This is a genomic window from Gilliamella sp. X-23, from assembly GCF_057063545.1.
The window spans coordinates 101,053-119,436 of the sequence record NZ_JBXSQG010000001.1 but is presented as its reverse complement, the minus strand read 5'-3'; the positions used below and the strand labels follow the sequence as shown (position 1 = coordinate 119,436).

Here is an 18,384-nt window from a genome sequence, read left to right as displayed (position 1 = left end):
TTGAAAAAATGTGATGACAAAAGACTGATTAATTTAAATGGAGGCGCGTCCCGGAGTCGAACCGAGGTAGACGGATTTGCAATCCGCAGCATGGCCACTCTGCCAACGCGCCTTAGTGGTCTATCTGAATAGGTTGCAAATAGTAGCACTGGCTCGGCTAATCGTCAAGATTAAATAGATTATAAATACAGCAATCATTTCATTTTTAACTGTATTGCAAATAATCGGCTTTTTAACAAAAAATTTTAGCAACCCAATACATATCAAATAATGATTAGTTTGAAAGTTAATTCAAAAAAATAATAACAACTTATTGAAATTATATAAATAACATGCATTATAAAAATATTTTCTATTTTTACGCTAATTTTATATACTTAGCTAACTATATTCCAATTATAGGCCAAATTATGATTAATTTAAAATTCAGAGAAGTAAAAAAAGACTTATCTTCAAAAGAGTTAAGGGTTGCTCAGTACATTATGGACCACTCACAAACACTAAAAAATATGAGTATTCAAACCTTAGCTAAACTTAACCATGTTAGTACAAGCACTATTTTGCGTTTGTGTAAGAAATTAGGTTATAACGGTTTTAGTGATTTTAAAGTTGACTTGATTTCATCCTCTCCACAAAAACTAAGTACTGATGTTTTGCAAGATGATATAAATCTTAATGATACTTTGATCGATGTGAATAGAAAGGTACAAGCAATAGAAAAATCATCTATAGATGAAACACATTCAATGGTCAAACCTGAAGAGCTAGATAGAGCCATAGATCTAATTATTTCTAGTAATAAAATTATTATTTTTGGTAGCAGTAGCAGTGGTTTAGTCGGTAAAGAGCTTGAATACCAGCTTATTAAAATAAAAAAAGATGTTAATTGTCATTTTGATGCACATATTCAAAAAAGTATTGTCAGCACTCTCGATAAAAATGATTTAATTATAATTATCTCACACTCGGGAGAAACACCAGAATGTATTGAGCTATTAAAATTAGGACAACAAAATAAAGTACCATCAATTGCTATAACTAAAATGGGGCAAAGCCAAGTTTCTATGCTAGCCGATATTATATTACATACTACATCTACAGAGCATGTTTCACGTTTAATTCCGATTCGTTCTAAAATGTCGCAAATTTCAGTTATCAATATTCTTGTGACTAATTTATTTATACGCAAATATGACGAACGTTTGTTATTACAAACTCAAAATAGAGAAGAACGAAAGTATCCTCATCGGTAATATATTCACTGCCAATTAATAACATTTTAACTATCTTTACAACGATATAGTATTCAAGTTTATTACACAATAGCTACGCTTTCCCTCTTTTTATCTATCAACTTAATAACTCTATAGAAATCTAATAAACTTCGTAAAACATTTTTATTTGATAAATAGTTACAATCAAACATGATCTAGCTCACATTTTTTTTAAAATTTTAAAAAAATTGATGACTAAAATTAAGTATAGGTGTAACTTTATTACCAAATAAACACAAATTTAAAGTAATAATATTACAAAAAATTAATCAAAAAAGGAAATTGATTATGCATAACCAATTGCCAGTTATTTTAGCTAGCCATGGTTCATTTGCACAGGGTGCACTTGATTGTGCTCAAATGCTAATGGGTAAACAACAAAATATTCGTGCAATATCCGTTCAAATAGATAGCAATGTCGAAGAATTACGCCAACAAATGGAGGAGAATTATCAAGCACTCAACCAAGGTAATGGTGTAATTATCCTTGTTGATATTATAGGTGGCACACCATGTAATTTGGCGGGGGAATTACTCTTTAAACATGAAGATGTTTTACTTTTTTGTGGATTCAATATTCCAATATTACTTGAAGTTTTAAATAATCGAGAAGGTACACTTAATGACGTTAAAATTGCTATTGAAGAAGTATTTCCACAAAGCTGTATTGATGTTGGACAAGTGTTAAATACCAAACGTGAACAGTCTACTCTATTATAAGGAGATAATGATGCCAATAAATTTAACAAGAATAGATGACCGCCTAATCCACGGTCAAGTGATCACTACCTGGGTAAAAAATTATGATATTGAACAAGTCTTAATTATTAATGACAAAGTTGCAATGGACAAAGTTCAACAATCAGTCTTAACCATGTCAGCCCCTCCAGAATTAAAAGTATTGGTTTTTGGAGTACAACAGTTTATCGACATTATAAAAAAAACACCTATAAAAAAACGCACAATGCTACTTTTTACAAATAGTATTGATGTAAATAAATTAATTGATGGTGGTCTAGAAATTGAAAAACTTAATGTAGGGGGAATGCGTATGCAAGAAGGACGACATCAACTATCACGAGCGGTCTCGGCAACTCCTGAAGAGAAACAAGCATTTAAAAACATTATTGAGAAAAATGTGAAAGTAGAAATTCAAATGGTACCCAAAGATCCAATTATCGAGCTAGAAACATTGCTTGATTAAACTTTAACTATTTATTTTTCATATAATTTGGAGATTAACTTATGTTAACACAGGCTATTCTTGTCGCCATTTGGGCGGGAATTTGTTCTATGGATGATGTCGGACCACAAATGTTACGTCGACCATTATTGACCGGCACAATTGCAGGTATCATCATGGGTGACATGGTTCAAGGGCTCATAATCAGTGCAACACTAGAGTTAATGTGGATGGGTATTGGCAATGTTGGAGCTTATTCTGCGCCAGATATTGTAGCGGGTGCAATTATTGGTGTTTCACTTGGAATTACTACCGGAGGAGGAATTGCAACAGGTATCGCTTTAGGAGTACCTGTATCACTTCTGTGTCAACAATTACTTATTATATGGCGTTCATTTGCCTGCTTCCTTAATCCTTGGGCAACACGAGCTGTTGAAAATGGTAATTATAAAGCACTAAGTAAGGTTCATTATTTCTCAACTCCTGTATGGTTTTTGATTCGTGCTGTACCTTGCTTTATAGCCATTTATTTTGGTAGTGATCTTATTAAAACAATTTTAGATGCTATCCCGCAAAGTATTATCACAGGTATGGGGGTTGCTTCTAAACTAATTCCTGCTGTAGGTATTTGTATTTTACTATTGATGCTATTAAAAGGCAGAATGTGGTTTTTTTTCCTCCTTGGTTTTATGTTAACTACTTATTTAAAATTACCAATTATCCCAATCACTTTTATCGCCTTAGCATTTGCCGTACTGTACGATATGGCATCAATGAGCAGCAAAAATAATGATTATAAACAAGATGATAAATCAGTATTGAATAATAACATTGAAGAGGATTTTGACCTATGATAAATGAAAGAAAAATAACAAAAAAAGATCTTAATCATATTTTTTGGAATTTACAAACGATGTCTTTTTCTTATAACTATGAAAAAATGCAAATGATCGGCTTTGCACACTGTATGACACCAGTATTAGATAGGCTTTATCATGATGCTGATAAAGAAACTCGTGTTCGAGCAATGAATCGTCATCTAGAATTTTTTAATTGTCAAATCAATGCCAATGCACTAATTTTAGGTATAACTGCTGCAATGGAAGAAAAAACAAAAGAAGATGAAAAAGAAGCAGTTGTTTCTGTGAAAGCGGGGTTAATGGGGCCATTTGCAGGATTAGGAGATAGTCTTTTAAAATTCACTTGGATGCCTATCTGCGGCAGTATTGGAGCTGCTTTTGCTCTACAAGGTAATATTATTGGCCCTATTTTGATGTTCCTAATCTACAATATAGTCAATATATTAACCAAATATTTTTTTATTCATTATGGATATAATAAAGGAGTTGATCTAATTGAACAATCCAAAAATTCAAACATTATTCAAAGAATAAGTAATCTAGCTAATGTAGTCGGAGTTATGGTTCTTGGCTCTTTAATTGCAACAACGGTTAAAGTATCTACACCAATGGCGATTAATGTCGGTGAGCAATCAGTAAAAATTCAGGAAATGTTTGATAAAGTAATGCCTAACTTTTTAACCTTAATGTTTGCTTTAGGTACATTCTTTTTAGTGAAAAAATTTCAAGGTAAATATACAGTTACATTAATTTTAAGTGTAATGGTAATAGGTGTAATTTTGTCGGTATTTGGAGTTTTAAAATAAGGATGTAACATGAAAAAACAAATTGAAACAGCATCGGTTATCCGTAATAAACAAAATAAATTAAAAATCTCATTTAAAATTAGCAACAATATGCCCGTAGATTTATATTGGACAGATGAAGCCAATATCAATACATCTAATAAAACATTAATAAGTAAAAATATACAAAATGATTTCACTATTGATGATCCTTTACAAACAAAGCGACGAATTTATTTGATATTACAAACTCAAGAACATGATTCACTTTTATTTGGAGAACGTACTTTACCTATTGCAGGCTTAAATAACTTTCGTGACTTTGGCGGTTACTTAGGCAGTAATGGTAAACGAGTAAAATGGGGAAAACTTTATCGTTCTAATCACTTGTATGGATTGAAACCTAATGCTGAAAGTTATATTCGATCACTAGGTATCAAGACTATTATAGATTATCGTTGTGCTAACGAAATCAAAACTAGTCCAAATACTTTCATAGGTGAGCAAAATACTTTTAATTTAGATGCTTCAGCTCAAACAGCTGAACTTGCTGCTCAATTTGCTGCCGACCCTAGTGATGAAGATCGTGCACTAATTGAAAGTGTGCTACACGATATTCCTAAAGAATTGGTTAATGGTAAAGGCATACAAGTTCTTGAACAATATCGTAATTTCGTATTAAGTGACAAATCGAAAAATGCTTATAAACAGATGCTTCGCGTAATGTTAAAACCTAACAACAGCCCGAGTATACAACATTGTCGAGGAGGTAAAGATCGCACAGGTTATGGCGTATTATTACTACAAACAATGTTAGGAGTATCAGAAGAAGACATTATTTATGATTATATGTTAACCCATCAAAATCGCTTAGAACGAAACAAAATAAAAATGGCAGCATATCGAAAAATTACGGATAATGAAGATGTGTTAGGTTATTTGTTAAGTTTAATTGATACACGTGAAAGTTTTGTTATTGAAATTCTCAATACTATGAAAGAAGTTGCCGGCACTCCAGCTAATTACATCAAACAAGAATTGGGGTTCACAGAGCAAGATTTCATAGCTATGCAAAAAAACTACCTCGAAGATTAATTTAACTTTTATTAATAACAAAGCGCAATATGTATTGCGCTTTTATTTTTTGATTACAATAGTATAACAAATTATTCTGATGTTTCGGGATACTTATAAATCCAAGTAATATCAGAATAATTTGCAAATGCACTTGGAAATAAATAAGTACCGCTTAATGATGGAAAATAGGTATATTTCCATTCAACATTAAAATCGGATTGAAACTTAGTTATCGAATCAAAAAGTAACGTTGTACAATAAAGATGTGGCTGTTCGCGAGGAGCTAAGACAAAGGCTTTACCTTGCTTGGTTAGAAGATCATCGACAATTTGCTGTTGTTGTACATCAGATAAAAAATTAGGTCTTGCTATAGCATATTTTTCGGCTAATTCAGGAGCTATGAACTCGGGTAAGGTCGATACAATCACTTGATTAGGAAATTTGTCATCATCACTCGTGGTCGCATGAATAATTTTAATTTCGGGATTAGTCGATATAATCATGCCAATATGTGAAAAATCACCACCACCTAATTGTTTAACAATAAGGCTATCGGTTTGTATACCTTTTCTAAAAATCCAATCTCCTACTTTTACTGAATAAGGCAATTTAGAGGTTGGATTTGAAGAATAAACAGACTCATTAGCAAAAACAACCGTTGCCAGCATAATAAAAATAATCGAGAAAAAACGACAGTAGTTCATCAAAATTCTTTCTTAACTAGAAAGGGTAAATAGTATCTACCCTTTCTAATATAACATTGCTATATTACCTTTTATTTAAGATTAATCATCCATTTGTTATCAGTTTTGATTACTGATAGGCTACTTTCATCTTTTTTAGTATTATCTTTGTGATGCGGCGTGTGATAATTATTGTTTAAATTAATTGATAATTAACCACGCCGTTGATTTCTATATTTGAAAGTGAATTACAACTTTACGGCTTTTCTGGAAATACAACGTCAACATTGTTTAAATCTAGTTCGTATAAATCGATAGTGTAGAGTTCTAACTTTTCTAAACGAGTTTTATCTGCTTCAGATGCTCTGCGTAGTCGAATTGCTCGATTAATGATTTCAATTTCTGTATTAGCGTCGTTTAATAATGAATCTCTTATAGTTACATTTTTTTTGATTTTAAACTCTCGTTTTTCTTCTTCATCTAAAATCCATTTTTTTCCATCCCATTTGCAAAATTCAAATGGTTCAAGTTGTGTATGACCATCTTTGATTTCACCGAGATAATCAACTGTACTTGATTCTTTCGTATTAATGTTATATACCGTTTTTCCTCGATTATCTTCAACTAAAATCCATGCGCCATTTTGCTCGCATGGCCAACAACCGTTTTTGAATTCGGGAGGTATGCGTAATGCATTATCGGGTGGCAATGTGTCGATATTCGCTTCTAACTCATGTGTGAATGGTCTTAGTTCATTTGTGTTATCGAAATAATAATTAATCATACTAAACTCCTAGATAGATTGCTGGTGTCATACCGATGTTGATTGGTCTATTTTCGTGCGCAGTTGGAACTACTCGTGATGCGTCAAAATTAAAAAATCCCCATTTTACTTTGCGGTTACCTATTTGAAGATAATCATCGCCGGCATGATATATCGAAAAAGCCCCGTCGCAATCACCAATAGATAAGTTTTCGTGACCAAGTAGTGCTTTACCAGAACCATTTGGTAATCCACCTTTAATGTTACGAACGGCATCATCCTCTATGCTTCCAACTTGTCTATTTATGCCATCAACAGCACGCTCAAAATAACCACGCCCATCAGCTGCAAACGCAGTTGGCACGTTAATATATTGTTTACCATTAATTACTTTAATAGTTATTTTGTAATCTTCTTTGTAATTTGCTGACAAACTATTTAAAGCTCGTCCTTGTGGAGAATCGAGTAAGTAGTTGTCGCCATTTCTAAAATACCACCCGAAGGGGAGCTCAGAAGCTCTAAACGCCATTAGTTTTTGTTCACCTATAACGTATGGTTTTTCAGCTCCGGTAATCATCAAATCCCAAAATTCATTTTTTGCGGGATTAACACATTTTACATTTTTACGAGCTATCCAGCTTGAGCCTCCAAATCCCACAACATCATCTTTTGTGTATTGTGTTGAACTGGCATATTCACCACACCAGTTAAATCGGATGTTTCCTAAGTTAATTGTCGCCATTTTTAACCTCTCTTTTCCTATATAACCATCAATAAGTCTTTGTCATTAATAATAAATTCACATCCACCGGGTGCAATTATCCACTCAATGAATTCAGAAATATGTAATGTTTTGTTATCTATATTTCCTGCGGTTTCTAAAATCAATTTTGCACCATCTCTTTTAAAACCATAGAATTGTGTAGCTACACTTTGTGCTATTTGTTTTATGCTCTCAATTTTTGCTATAAATTCGTTTGAATTTTCAATGACCAACCATGGTTTTCCGTTGTGTATTTCATCTATTACATTTGTTTGTGGTAAAACAATATGTGGTAAACTTCCTGCCCAAGCATAATATTTTTTAGTTTGTTCGTTGTAGACAATTTCATTTCTTGTATTTATAGAACATCCATCATTGAAGTTACCAATTGACTCATAGCCAACCTTAGCCTCGATTAGCTGGTTTACTTGTTTTTGTAGTTTTTCATCATTGCAGTCAACATATTCTTTATTAACGGCATCATTTTTATTTTCTGGTTTTTTTAAATTTTCGATACGATTACATTTAGCATCAAAATTGGAATTATCTTTAGATGCAGATAATGTAGACTCTAATGCAGTATTAATTGTGTCGACTTCTTTTTTTAAATATTGTGTTCTGTTAGCTAGCTCGTGATGTGGTTTGTTTGCTATACCACGCACACCGCCTCCGACGCGGTCTTTTCGCTGAATGAGATATACATTATTTTCCCATGTTGCTTCTTCAATTAAATGTTCCATTATGTTTCCTCTAATATGCAAATTGGTATCGTTCATCATAAGCAATTTCATCATCGTATAAGATGTCGTTGAAATCATTAAACTGTATTATTCTGCCGAATAGTCCAAAATCTGATTTGGGATTTTTTGATAAATCAGGTAATAACTGTAATGTAGTTTCAATATTTGAAAATTCTGATTTATCATCAATCAAGCTGATAAATTCAATGGGGTCTAATGACACGCGATAAAGCTCGATGTTTATTGGTTTATCGTCTATTATGTTTTTTCCTTCATATCGAAGTGAAAAATCGTTAGGTTCATTATTTAAAATGCTAATACCGCTTAATCCTGAATAATCATATTCAACTAGAAGCCGTTGTGATTTTGGTTTTGTTATAAATAGAATTGAACCAGCTTTACAATCTACAATATAATCAATATGTTCATTTAGATTTTCAATAAAAACGTCTCTTATATTTTGATGTTGTAAATAGATTGTCATGCCTGATTTTATATTTCTGAACTCTTCTTCAGTCCAACTTTGTTGATGTGATACAGACTTTCCACGTAAAAATAATTCAAGATTATCTAATGAACGATCATACCAAGTTGCAGTAACGTTTCCCCCAGTAAAAGTAATAAATCTTTTACCATTAACTAATCGTCCACCAATACTGCGTTTACTATATTGTTCTTCAAATTCAAAATTGATTTTTAACGAAGATACATCACCAACCCATCGCCATTGATGATCATCTATTTTAGGTGCTAAAAACACTTTTCCTTGACCGTAATAATATTCACTTTGATTAGACATTATTTGCTCTCCACAGTGATATGACCTTCAGGCAGTGTTGTTACAAATTTTTGTAATGATTCATAACCATCTCGAATGCTATATAAAATTAAAATGTGTAAATCATCATAAATATAGTCTTCACGGGATGAATACGGTAATAATATGAATGTATCAGTGGTATTAAACTTCCACAGAATTTCTTTTGTATAATAGTCAGCAATTTCTATTTTATAGGCAGTGCCATCTTCAGGGCCTATATTATCTGATAAACAATCAATTAACTGATCTGCTTGCAATACTCTGTCACGATGTGAAAATGTTAATACATAATTATCGGCTTCATCGATAGAATCGGGGTACAAGACTTCGTTTATTTTTATATTACCTGGCAAATAAGGGCGTATTTGTCTATTCGACATTACAACACTTTCTATTGGCGCTATTTCTTGATTTAACACACCTATATTTGTTTGTGTTAATAGTTTTACTTGAACTTTTTCACCTGATAAATATTCAAGACTATCTTGGTCTATCGCGTTCATGTAGTAACGGATTTTAGAACCACATTTATGGGAACTTGGTAGTGAGTCAAGGCAACCGCGTCCAACTGTAATTATGTTATTTTCAATTGCATCAACACGCATGAACTCATCATTAATTAATATTCCTTCACCAATGCTTGGTTGATAATCAGAATCGATTTCAAGCTTTGTTGTTAGTTTTTCGATATCGTTGATTAGTGTTGCTTTTGGAGTCCAATCTCCTTGACTTTGTGTAACAAAGTCAGCTCCCGTTGCACGAGATTGTAAAATATAATTAATTGATGCTGAGGTTGGTGCTGATGCCATAACACCTATGTATCCTGACGATGGTTTTACATAATCTAGATCCGCTGCGCTCAGTGTTGATACAAGAACCGCATAAGGTAATTCAATAAGTTGTACATCATTAACTGCCCGAATTGAATTATCTGGTGCTACCCATTCGCTTGTTTGTTGTGATGTACTGTAAGATGTTGATGACAAACTAAAAACATCCTGCACGCCAGTTATTAATAAAGCACCATCATTTTGCTCTTCTATTTTTCCGACGCGTAAAATCATATTTTCAATATCACGGTCAGGTAAAGATACACGGAAACACGATGCAGGCTCTAATATGCCACCACGTCTATCAAATTTAATAATTAAACGTGTAATGCCTGCTGCATTCATTTCCAGATCTCGCTCAGCCACGCGAGCGGCCAGTTCTTGTGTTGGTACTGCTTTATATTCAACTGAATTGCTAATTAAACCGACTTGTTGAATTGATGCTAGATTTTGAGCACGAACAGTTCCATCTTCATGTGTTACAGGATTACTATATGTAACAACTATTTCATTATATGTAGCATCATTACTCGCTGAATCATCATCTTGTACTGATAAAATACCGTTATCATAATTAAATAATGGTAATTTTTCTGGATCATAGTCGTTGCGAATTAGCTTTAATGTTAATTTCCCGGTTGATAAATCAGCATATTGAGCAGCACCAATATGGTCTAAAATTTGCTGTATAAATGTTTGCAGTTGGTCTTGTCGGTTGTATCGAAAACATAAACCAAACTTTTCATCAAATAGTGTGTCTGCCGCTTTTTTAAAACTTTCAATATCAATTTCATCCCAACTTAGACCACGCCCCCAATCTCGATTTGTTGCACATTCGAATAAGATATGAGCAGGATTCATTGCATGAATATTACGAATATTATTAGTGACTGTTGCGCGCAACTCAGCAAGTTTTTGTTTTATTTCCTCAATTTTTTTCTTTTTTTCTTTCTCTTTTTTCTTCTCTTCTTCATTTTGTTTGGGGTCTTTATTATTACCTATACCATTGATATTAGGTTTTAATTCAATTTCATTTTCATTTTTATTTTTGTTTTCGTTCATTAAAAGGAGAATTAAATCTTCAACAGGTAATTTGCTTTTTATCTCATCTTCAACACCAATAATTTCTGACGCATCGTCACGCAACATGATTGTGCATTTTTCAGGATACCAAACATTGCCTTTATCCCAGCCTTTTGTTGTTCGACGAACTCTGTAAGACCACGGTTTTGGTGATGCGCTATAGCAACTTATTAATCCGGAGAAAAATGTTGTGACCACACCACGAAATCCCGGAATCAATCCTTTTAAAATACTTTTTAAACTATTTGATGGAATTTGGTTTAGTTCACCCATCATTATTTCAAGGTTCCCCTGAATACCACCTTCACCACCAGTGTCTTCTCCACCAAATAAATTGGGCTTATTAATGTAAATAGTGCAATTCGTATTTGCGTCACTTTCTTTTCCCAACCACACAATTTTCTTATCAGCAGTAATTGCGACAATAGAGTTAATTGGACCACGACCTAACCCGCAAAATAAATCCCATGAATAACGATATCCTACGGTAACCTTTTTCTTTTTAGATCCCATTTGACTTCATCCCTGTTTTTGCAATATTGACAATATGTAGTGCTAACGCATCACCTGTTTTTAAAACTATTTCTGAATCAATATATCCATCACGAATAAACGTATTTAAATCCAAGTTATAGCGTTTAAAAAACTCACGTAATCCTCCGGCACAACCACCGCCCGCACGAATATGTTCCATTGTTATTTTCATAATAAATGCTCCAATTTACTTACGAATTGCACTATAACGATAGTTACCGTAACCCAGTACAAACCAATCCGCAGTCCAGCAGTCGCCAAAAAAAACGCATTGGGGAGTACCCTCATCAGGAATTGGCATATTCCAATCATCTTCAGTTGCAGCCGTTGGACGATTACTTTTGGGTTGTTTCGCAGTAACACGTGCAATCACATAACTGGCAACAATAACAGCAACAAATTTAGCAACAGCCCACCACATAATAAGTTTCTCCTAAAATAGTTTGACGATTGTGAACGGTGAAATGCCCGGAATGTGGGGTTGTCCACCATAATTGAGATGATTATTAAATTTTTCATTACAGGTTTTGATTGTTTTGTCGCATCCCGGATATAAATTAATGTACATACCTTTTTGTAATCCTTGAGTTCCCCCTAAGATACCTATCACATTATTAACATGCGCTTTTAGTCCTCGTAGTTCTTTAATCCCATCAATGTAAAATTCCATATATCCACCAGAAAAATAACCCGAATTAAATCCTGATAAATTTACGGCGATATTTGCTCCATCGAGCGCAATAATTTCGATATTCGCGGCTTTATAGTTTTCTTGTCGAATCCGGCAATTGTGGTCATACAGTGCATAGGGACATGAACGCCCGTAGGTCAATCGTAGGCCACTGCGCTCAAACGAACTTGCAACGCTTGCCGTAATTAATTTTGCTTTTTCAATTGATTCACGTTTAACTTCTTGGATTTTTCCGACCCAGATAACTTTAAATTCATTGTCATTTTCGTGTAACTGATACATTTTGATTACAACGGGTTTGGTGGGTGGTACTCCACGAAATAAACGAACTACGTCCGACGTTGATGGCAATGTAATTTCTAGACTATTACCCGTGCCTATACTTAGTCCTGTATTACTGATTACTTCACTTATCCACATCACACCACCGAAATCAATATTTCGGTCAGCATTGGTATAGCGGTAATATTTTTGTTCATTACGAATAAATTCATATAACGTTAATGGTTTGCCATTATTGGTTGAATATTCAAATTGATTCCAACTCATCTCGCACTCCTCTAAAACTACAAGTTATATTGGCTAGTCCATCGGCATCGGTTACATGTTTCCAGCTAACTGCATCGCTATTTAAACGGCATAATGTTAAAAATGAAACTGACAGAATATCTTCAACATTTACATTGATTGTCTCATTTAGTAATAAACGTTCGATTTCATCAGAAACAATCGCAACATAATCAATGCGTCGATATAATGAATTGCCATTACATAAATTGATAACCAAATCTTTTCGACCAGGCATTAATCCAATTTCATTAAACCCGGTGTTTTCAACTTCAAGAACTCGACCATCAGCCTCTAGAACATTAAAATCGCTCGCTTGGCTTGATACCCAAATATTTTTTTGACAACCATTAAGATAATAAAATAATTGACGCAATTGCATGTGCTCATTTCGCTCAGTTAGAAACCAACGAAATTCTTGCACAAAGAATGGTAAACGGGCGGTGTCTAATCTTTTTGTAATTCCAGAACCATTGTCTAATTCAAGTAAAACACGCTCATATCGACCTTTTAACGATTCAGACCAATCTGGGTACATAGTTAATACTGGAAAATCTCGATAAACAGGTAGATATGAAATATCGTGACTAAATGCGTTATGTTCGCTGATTCTGAAACGAATCTGAGCGGAAAGTAGGTCATCATTATGACGTGTAAGTTCTGGCATATCTGTTAGTACGGCCAATCGAACAGGATAAATACATGCCCCAGCCAAAAACTCAGCTTTAACTGGATTAACTAATGTGATTGAATCTGTGCTTATCGCTGCGACTTCAAGTAATGCTGTTTGATTAACATTGTTAATCTCACTTTTAATTAGTACTTTATTGCCGACTACAAAATCACGACCTACCGTGCTGCACGGCAGAACTATAGCACCTGTATTAACCGCATCATTCAGATAGGTAACATCAGTATAAATAGGAAAATACCAAGAATTGCCACCCACAAATGCTAATCGGTTTTCAAATCGTGAACGTTCATTACCATTAATTAGAATTGAAAATTCAAACGTCCGACGTGGTGATAATCGCCGAGCAATGCGTTGCTCTGCGCCACTGTAAGATTGTAAAATATCGGTTTTCCATTCCAGTATTTCAGTTACGCCATTAGTCCAATCCGGTTCAGTTTGCCATAAAAATTTTTTCATTATGACAACTCCTGTTTTAGAGTTTGGGAGTTTGCACGAATCCACGTCATTAACGCCCTTGAACCATCAACAGAACTAATGCCAGACTTCATCATCTCACCGCTATCAAGAACCAGAGTTTGTTGAATGACAGGAGCCGACTGAGCTTGATTTGTTGCGCTTGATGTTGAATTTTCATCATATAAATTGGGCGCAGTCGGTCTGCTAACATTAGAAACTAGCCCGCCAGTTGCGTAACGATGCAATCTCCCAGTATTGATGGCATGTAAATAATCAACACCATATTTTTTGACTGATGCTGCATTAACAACATATTCGCCATTAGACAATTTAGCTGGAATAGAATCTGATGTTGATGTTCCGGCACCAGTAATATAACCACCTGTTGCAGCAGCTACTGCTGCCGCGCCTATAGCAGAACTGCCCGCATTTGCACCAGCACTAGCACTTGATGCTGAAATCATTGCTGCACTAATAATTTCACCTGCTGTTGTTCCGGCTGTAATCATTGATGCCGAAATCGTTTCTGCCCCAATACCTGCTGACATAGAAATAGAATCACCCATTAATCCAGCACCAGTTGCCGAGCTGGTTGCAATTGCTGTTTCCATCAGTCCTGCTGAAGCAGCAGCACTTGCATTATCAACAGCAGCATCAGTGGCAGCACAAAATAACGAACTACCTAAATTTGATAGTCCATTCATTGCCATATCTGCTAAACCTTTTGTCGCAACTTGCGCCATCGACGATAAAATACTTTGCGCTAGATTTTGCAGAGCATCTTTTAATTCAAAGGTACCTTTAGCCAAACTATCTAAACTACCTTGGATACCGTTTTGCAATCCGCTTTTAAATGCATTTGTTAGTGCATCAGTAGTCTTATTTAGTTCTGCAATTTGTAGTTGTAATGTTGCCAACGCTTTTTGAGCATTTTCGCCAGCTTGTCCGGGTAATTCAGTCATAGCTTGCAAAGTAGGTAAATACTCTGCAAGTTCTTGTGCGGTCTGTTTGTGTAAATCGACTAATTTGCTTTGTGCTTCAACTTGTGTAATTAAACCACTAGTTACTTGTGCTTGAATCCTTTGTTCTTTCGTTGATTGACGTGATTGTGCTTGCTGAATTTTTGTTGTGATTTCATTTAAATTCGCTTCAGCTTTTTTGAGGGGCAAAATTTGGTCGATTAAATCGATACCTTCTTTATTTCCCGTTTTCTTAAACTGGGCTAATAGATTGTTATACCATTGTTCAACTGTGTCATCACTCGCCTTTGTACCAAGTAATAGTTCATTTAATTGTTGCTGCAATGCTAGATTATTTTTGTCATTTGTTAATGAAAAATCAGTTTTTTTGTTATGTTTTGCCGCATTTTTAGCGTCAACTTGTTTCGCTAGTGCAATAGCACGGTCTTTCTCTGCTTGTGATGCATTTTTATACTGCCCTTCATTGATTTCATGCATCACTCGTTGCAGTTCTGTTGTCAGTTTTAGTGATTTTTCAACCCCTTTATTATATTCAAGAATACCTTTATCAGTAATATTTTTAACATCTTTATCATATTGACCGCCAGAAAATGATTTTCCGTCTTTTGATGTAACCCCTTGAGCCTGCAAATCTTTACGACCTTTTTCGTTGGCCCATAGTGCTTCATATTTTTTACGTAAATCATCAACAGCCTTGGCTTGTTTTTCGGCATCACTGGCATTTTGTTTATGAAGCTCGTCAAGTTCTTTTTGGGCATTGATTGCTTTTTCATTAATGACATCAGTGTCATGCTTTTCTTGTGCTTCTTTTTGCTGTTTATCTCGTTGAGCATATTTTTCTTGTAATTCTTTATCATCATTTTTAGTATATGGAATAGATACTGACCCAGGAACAATATAAAAACCTCTTTTTTTGGCTTTCTCCATTCTTTCAATATCTTCTTCTAGGCTTGATAATCCTAAATCAAACTTAAGCTCTTTCTTTAACTCATTACCTAGAACACTAACCCCATTTTTGAAGCGTCGCCAGGCATCTTCTAACCAATTAAGCTGTTCTTGCATCTTGTTAGCGCTGACTTCCATCTCTTTGGCATATCTCTCGGTAGCAACGGCAATAGCTTGTTCTGTGTCACCTTGTGCTTCTAACGCTGCAATACGCTGATAAGTAGCCAGATCTAAAAAGTGATATTGTTTATTACTTTCAACCGCCCAGCTTGTGACCGAATTTTCAATACCTTTAAATGATTGAACGGCGTCTTGGGCACTTTTTCCTGTCACTTGTGCCATATATGCTGATGCAGTAGCAATATTTTCAATCGATTTTGCTGATAATCGCCCCGTTGCCGTCAGTTCAGTAATGACTGTACGTGTTTCACTGTAGTTATGATTAATTTTACCGATACGTTGAGACATAGCCTCAAGCCCGCCTGCGGTAGCCCCAGCATAATTACCCGTTGAAATTAATGCACGATTAAATCGCTCTTGGTCTGACATTATCGTACTTATCACTTGGGACATTTTGTAAGCGGTCGCAATAAAAATCCCCGCTGATAAAGTAGCAGCACTAAATAATGGCGGTAATCGCCCAGTCATATTACCAATTGTCAGCAATGAATTTCCCGCTGATGCAAAATTACCGCTCGCTAATTGTTTAAACATACTGGCGATACTACGACGGGCGCCTTTGGTATTCAGATCTAATTTTTTAGTACTTTCATTGAGTGTTTCAACCGCTGATAATGCAGCGCGTTGGTTATTGATTTTTGCCAGATAATCATCAAACGTATCACCATCAATCACGCCTGCTTTTTTGGATTTCCTTAATTTGCTTTCTAATTCATCTAAACGACTTAGACCTTTTGTTGCTGGATCAATACTAGCAAGTAATTTGTCTAAACCTTGGCGCAGTTTTTCAACTTCTTTTTGATGGACTTTAGTGGCTTTAGCTGCTGCTTGCTGTGCCTTTTCTTCAGCTTGTTCTTGTTGCAATAATTTGATAATAGCTTGTTGGCCACGGTTCATCGCATCTACTTGTTTTTCATAGACGCTTTTTAACTCATCACCCACTTCATGAATATTTTTTTTAGCACGATTCACGTCAGCCGTGAACTTCATTGCAATATTCATATCGTTATTAGCCATTATTATTGCTCTCCGCGTAACTGTTTTACAAACTTTGTAACTTGTTTACCAGTACTAACTCCAACACAAATATCTTCAACTCTGTTGGCTCGTTCTCTATTTTGTAACTTAATTAATTCATCGTAATACAGCAGTAATTGGCGTTGCGTGTAATGCTGTAACTGCTGCGCATCATGCCCATTTTTAATTAATAATGTAAAAACCTCACTCCAGCTTACTGATTTGCCTGTTTTGCAGCGTTTTGCCGAATGATTTTGCGGGTTACCGCGTTCATAAAAAAATGAGAGTTAACAACCCACCACCAATCAAGTAGTTGTAAACCATCTTCATATGACAACGCTTCAATAAACGAAATCGGTTTTTGAATAGAGGTACTGATTAATGAATAAACTAGCTCTAAATTACCCATAATAATTGTGTCGGCTTGCTCAATAGTGATTTTGTTTGTACCGTTCATTTCATTTACAATTAATGCAACAAACTGGTCAATTTCGTTACCAATAGTTAGTGCATCTTTAAATGAATATTCACGTACTGTAATTGTTTCACCAGCTAGTGTAATTTCACGATTTGGCATTAATGTTGCTAAATCATTTGATTCTTCTTTTGTTGCTGTCACTTTTTCTGCCATGTTATTTACCTACAAATTGATAAAATTAAGTTAGCGGTGAAACGTCACCGCAGTATTAATAACTCATTATTTTGCTTTTTGAACATATGATCCAAAGTAACCGAGAGAACTGTCTTTAGTTTGACTCATATCTGCTAAAACGGTGGCAGTCAGAGGCAACTCACCATAGCCTTCATTATGCAGTAATGAAAAGTTCGATATTGGATTGAATTTAACTCTAAATAATTGAACGATAACGTGTTCATCTTCGCGGTCGGTGTTAATGCCGTCTAACATAAACCAGCGCTCAGGCGGTTGACGTGTAAAAATGCCTAAGCTCTCTTGTTTAGCATATGAATAGTCAACGGTAGCAGTTAATGCTGCTGACGTTAATAATTTGATTAATCCTGCATGCGCTGATTCAATTTCATAATCTGTGCCTAATACTAATGTGGTTCCATCAGCAATTTTTAACTCAACATCTGCAACAAATGGGTTAGCTAACTTTATACGGTCACCAATTACCAGACTTTCAGGTAATTTTTCATCAGTGACAATACCTGCATCAACAGTAATTTTTTCACCATAAAGAGCTAACGCAATATTTTCGATTGACCAATCTTTTAACGTAAGATTTAACGTACCACTTTTACCTAACGTCAATTCACCAACTTGTAAGCGTTGTCCTGTATATGATTCATTTTGTGTTACCGTTTCAACACTTAACTCCATCTCGCAAGAGTCAGCGGTACCCACATGCCGAAAGGCATTTGGTCGAACGGGTGAACTTGCGGTATTACGTGTGGCAAGGTTAATCGTACCCTGAAGGCTCATTAATAAATCTGACAT

General features: G+C 34.8%; 19 protein-coding genes and 1 tRNA gene. 6 read left to right on the top strand and 14 right to left on the bottom strand.

Features of this window, described 5'->3' with window-relative positions:
- Nucleotides 1-38: 38 nt before the first annotated feature.
- Nucleotides 39-112 (bottom strand) — tRNA-Cys (locus ACYH9I_RS00760).
- 298 nt (nucleotides 113-410) lie between these two features.
- Here ACYH9I_RS00760 and ACYH9I_RS00755 point away from each other — a divergent pair.
- From ACYH9I_RS00755 to ACYH9I_RS00730, 6 genes are all read left to right on the top strand, one after another.
- The gene (locus tag ACYH9I_RS00755; protein ID WP_483558140.1) at nucleotides 411-1,253 is read left to right on the top strand and encodes a MurR/RpiR family transcriptional regulator; all 843 of its coding nucleotides are present in this window, start codon (nucleotides 411-413) and stop codon (nucleotides 1,251-1,253) included.
- Nucleotides 1,254-1,562: 309 nt separating this feature from the next.
- Nucleotides 1,563-1,994: a PTS sugar transporter subunit IIA gene (locus tag ACYH9I_RS00750; RefSeq protein WP_483558138.1), complete on the top strand. Its 432-nt coding sequence runs from the start codon at nucleotides 1,563-1,565 to the stop codon at nucleotides 1,992-1,994.
- Between the two features lie 10 nt (nucleotides 1,995-2,004).
- On the top strand, nucleotides 2,005-2,478 hold the full coding sequence (locus ACYH9I_RS00745) for a PTS sugar transporter subunit IIB (RefSeq protein WP_483558412.1): 474 nt from the start codon (nucleotides 2,005-2,007) through the stop codon (nucleotides 2,476-2,478).
- 41 nt (nucleotides 2,479-2,519) lie between these two features.
- Nucleotides 2,520-3,311, top strand: a complete 792-nt coding sequence (locus tag ACYH9I_RS00740; RefSeq protein ID WP_483558136.1) for a PTS mannose/fructose/sorbose/N-acetylgalactosamine transporter subunit IIC — start codon at nucleotides 2,520-2,522, stop codon at nucleotides 3,309-3,311.
- Entirely contained in the window at nucleotides 3,308-4,123 is an 816-nt protein-coding gene (locus ACYH9I_RS00735) for a PTS system mannose/fructose/sorbose family transporter subunit IID (RefSeq protein ID WP_483558135.1), read from the top strand. The genes ACYH9I_RS00740 and ACYH9I_RS00735 overlap by 4 nt, the downstream gene beginning before the upstream one ends.
- 9 nt (nucleotides 4,124-4,132) lie before the next feature.
- On the top strand, nucleotides 4,133-5,197 hold the full coding sequence (locus tag ACYH9I_RS00730) for a tyrosine-protein phosphatase (RefSeq protein WP_483558133.1): 1,065 nt from the start codon (nucleotides 4,133-4,135) through the stop codon (nucleotides 5,195-5,197).
- Between the two features lie 71 nt (nucleotides 5,198-5,268).
- On the opposite strand, the gene ACYH9I_RS00725 is transcribed toward ACYH9I_RS00730, so the two are convergent.
- From ACYH9I_RS00725 to ACYH9I_RS00665, 13 genes are all read right to left on the bottom strand, one after another.
- Entirely contained in the window at nucleotides 5,269-5,883 is a 615-nt protein-coding gene (locus tag ACYH9I_RS00725) for a C40 family peptidase (protein ID WP_483558131.1), read from the bottom strand.
- 235 nt (nucleotides 5,884-6,118) lie between these two features.
- Nucleotides 6,119-6,646, bottom strand: a complete 528-nt coding sequence (locus ACYH9I_RS00720) for a tail fiber assembly protein (protein ID WP_483558130.1) — start codon at nucleotides 6,644-6,646, stop codon at nucleotides 6,119-6,121.
- 1 nt (nucleotide 6,647) lies between these two features.
- Nucleotides 6,648-7,367: a hypothetical protein gene (locus ACYH9I_RS00715; protein ID WP_483558128.1), complete on the bottom strand. Its 720-nt coding sequence runs from the start codon at nucleotides 7,365-7,367 to the stop codon at nucleotides 6,648-6,650.
- Between the two features lie 17 nt (nucleotides 7,368-7,384).
- Nucleotides 7,385-8,128, bottom strand: coding sequence for a tail fiber/spike domain-containing protein (locus tag ACYH9I_RS00710; RefSeq protein WP_483558126.1), 744 nt, complete (start codon nucleotides 8,126-8,128; stop codon nucleotides 7,385-7,387).
- 10 nt (nucleotides 8,129-8,138) lie between these two features.
- Complete coding sequence (locus ACYH9I_RS00705) at nucleotides 8,139-8,927, bottom strand: phage tail tube protein (RefSeq protein ID WP_483558124.1); 789 nt, start codon at nucleotides 8,925-8,927, stop codon at nucleotides 8,139-8,141.
- Nucleotides 8,927-11,374 carry a phage tail protein gene (locus ACYH9I_RS00700; protein WP_483558122.1) on the bottom strand — a complete coding sequence of 816 codons (2,448 nt, stop codon included), beginning with the start codon at nucleotides 11,372-11,374 and terminating at the stop codon, nucleotides 8,927-8,929. Before ACYH9I_RS00700 ends, ACYH9I_RS00705 begins: the two co-directional genes overlap by 1 nt.
- Nucleotides 11,364-11,567, bottom strand: a complete 204-nt coding sequence (locus ACYH9I_RS00695; RefSeq protein WP_483558120.1) for a hypothetical protein — start codon at nucleotides 11,565-11,567, stop codon at nucleotides 11,364-11,366. The genes ACYH9I_RS00700 and ACYH9I_RS00695 overlap by 11 nt, the downstream gene beginning before the upstream one ends.
- A 15-nt stretch (nucleotides 11,568-11,582) precedes the next feature.
- Entirely contained in the window at nucleotides 11,583-11,816 is a 234-nt protein-coding gene (locus ACYH9I_RS00690; RefSeq protein ID WP_065574298.1) for a hypothetical protein, read from the bottom strand.
- Between the two features lie 12 nt (nucleotides 11,817-11,828).
- The gene (locus tag ACYH9I_RS00685) at nucleotides 11,829-12,635 is read right to left on the bottom strand and encodes a phage BR0599 family protein (protein WP_483558118.1); all 807 of its coding nucleotides are present in this window, start codon (nucleotides 12,633-12,635) and stop codon (nucleotides 11,829-11,831) included.
- On the bottom strand, nucleotides 12,616-13,803 hold the full coding sequence (locus ACYH9I_RS00680; protein ID WP_483558116.1) for a phage tail protein: 1,188 nt from the start codon (nucleotides 13,801-13,803) through the stop codon (nucleotides 12,616-12,618). The genes ACYH9I_RS00685 and ACYH9I_RS00680 overlap by 20 nt, the downstream gene beginning before the upstream one ends.
- Complete coding sequence (locus tag ACYH9I_RS00675; protein WP_483558115.1) at nucleotides 13,803-16,925, bottom strand: phage tail length tape measure family protein; 3,123 nt, start codon at nucleotides 16,923-16,925, stop codon at nucleotides 13,803-13,805. The genes ACYH9I_RS00680 and ACYH9I_RS00675 overlap by 1 nt, the downstream gene beginning before the upstream one ends.
- Before the next feature lie 214 nt (nucleotides 16,926-17,139).
- Complete coding sequence (locus ACYH9I_RS00670; protein WP_483558113.1) at nucleotides 17,140-17,556, bottom strand: DUF6631 family protein; 417 nt, start codon at nucleotides 17,554-17,556, stop codon at nucleotides 17,140-17,142.
- Between the two features lie 66 nt (nucleotides 17,557-17,622).
- Entirely contained in the window at nucleotides 17,623-18,384 is a 762-nt protein-coding gene (locus ACYH9I_RS00665) for a phage tail tube protein (protein WP_483558112.1), read from the bottom strand.

Bases quoted from the DNA above. Each gene is read 5' to 3' on its own strand.
- ACYH9I_RS00755 (WP_483558140.1), top strand. From the start codon at position 411: ATGATTAATTTAAAATTCAGAGAAGTAAAAAAAGACTTATCTTCAAAA.
- ACYH9I_RS00750 (WP_483558138.1), top strand. From the start codon at position 1,563: ATGCATAACCAATTGCCAGTTATTTTAGCTAGCCATGGTTCATTTGCA.
- ACYH9I_RS00745 (WP_483558412.1), top strand. From the start codon at position 2,005: ATGCCAATAAATTTAACAAGAATAGATGACCGCCTAATCCACGGTCAA.
- ACYH9I_RS00740 (WP_483558136.1), top strand. From the start codon at position 2,520: ATGTTAACACAGGCTATTCTTGTCGCCATTTGGGCGGGAATTTGTTCT.
- ACYH9I_RS00735 (WP_483558135.1), top strand. From the start codon at position 3,308: ATGATAAATGAAAGAAAAATAACAAAAAAAGATCTTAATCATATTTTT.
- ACYH9I_RS00730 (WP_483558133.1), top strand. From the start codon at position 4,133: ATGAAAAAACAAATTGAAACAGCATCGGTTATCCGTAATAAACAAAAT.
- ACYH9I_RS00725 (WP_483558131.1), bottom strand. From the start codon at position 5,883: ATGAACTACTGTCGTTTTTTCTCGATTATTTTTATTATGCTGGCAACG.
- ACYH9I_RS00720 (WP_483558130.1), bottom strand. From the start codon at position 6,646: ATGATTAATTATTATTTCGATAACACAAATGAACTAAGACCATTCACA.
- ACYH9I_RS00715 (WP_483558128.1), bottom strand. From the start codon at position 7,367: ATGGCGACAATTAACTTAGGAAACATCCGATTTAACTGGTGTGGTGAA.
- ACYH9I_RS00710 (WP_483558126.1), bottom strand. From the start codon at position 8,128: ATGGAACATTTAATTGAAGAAGCAACATGGGAAAATAATGTATATCTC.
- ACYH9I_RS00705 (WP_483558124.1), bottom strand. From the start codon at position 8,927: ATGTCTAATCAAAGTGAATATTATTACGGTCAAGGAAAAGTGTTTTTA.
- ACYH9I_RS00700 (WP_483558122.1), bottom strand. From the start codon at position 11,374: ATGGGATCTAAAAAGAAAAAGGTTACCGTAGGATATCGTTATTCATGG.
- ACYH9I_RS00695 (WP_483558120.1), bottom strand. From the start codon at position 11,567: ATGAAAATAACAATGGAACATATTCGTGCGGGCGGTGGTTGTGCCGGA.
- ACYH9I_RS00690 (WP_065574298.1), bottom strand. From the start codon at position 11,816: ATGTGGTGGGCTGTTGCTAAATTTGTTGCTGTTATTGTTGCCAGTTAT.
- ACYH9I_RS00685 (WP_483558118.1), bottom strand. From the start codon at position 12,635: ATGAGTTGGAATCAATTTGAATATTCAACCAATAATGGCAAACCATTA.
- ACYH9I_RS00680 (WP_483558116.1), bottom strand. From the start codon at position 13,803: ATGAAAAAATTTTTATGGCAAACTGAACCGGATTGGACTAATGGCGTA.
- ACYH9I_RS00675 (WP_483558115.1), bottom strand. From the start codon at position 16,925: ATGGCTAATAACGATATGAATATTGCAATGAAGTTCACGGCTGACGTG.
- ACYH9I_RS00670 (WP_483558113.1), bottom strand. From the start codon at position 17,556: ATGGCAGAAAAAGTGACAGCAACAAAAGAAGAATCAAATGATTTAGCA.
- ACYH9I_RS00665 (WP_483558112.1), bottom strand. From the start codon at position 18,384: ATGTCAGATTTATTAATGAGCCTTCAGGGTACGATTAACCTTGCCACA.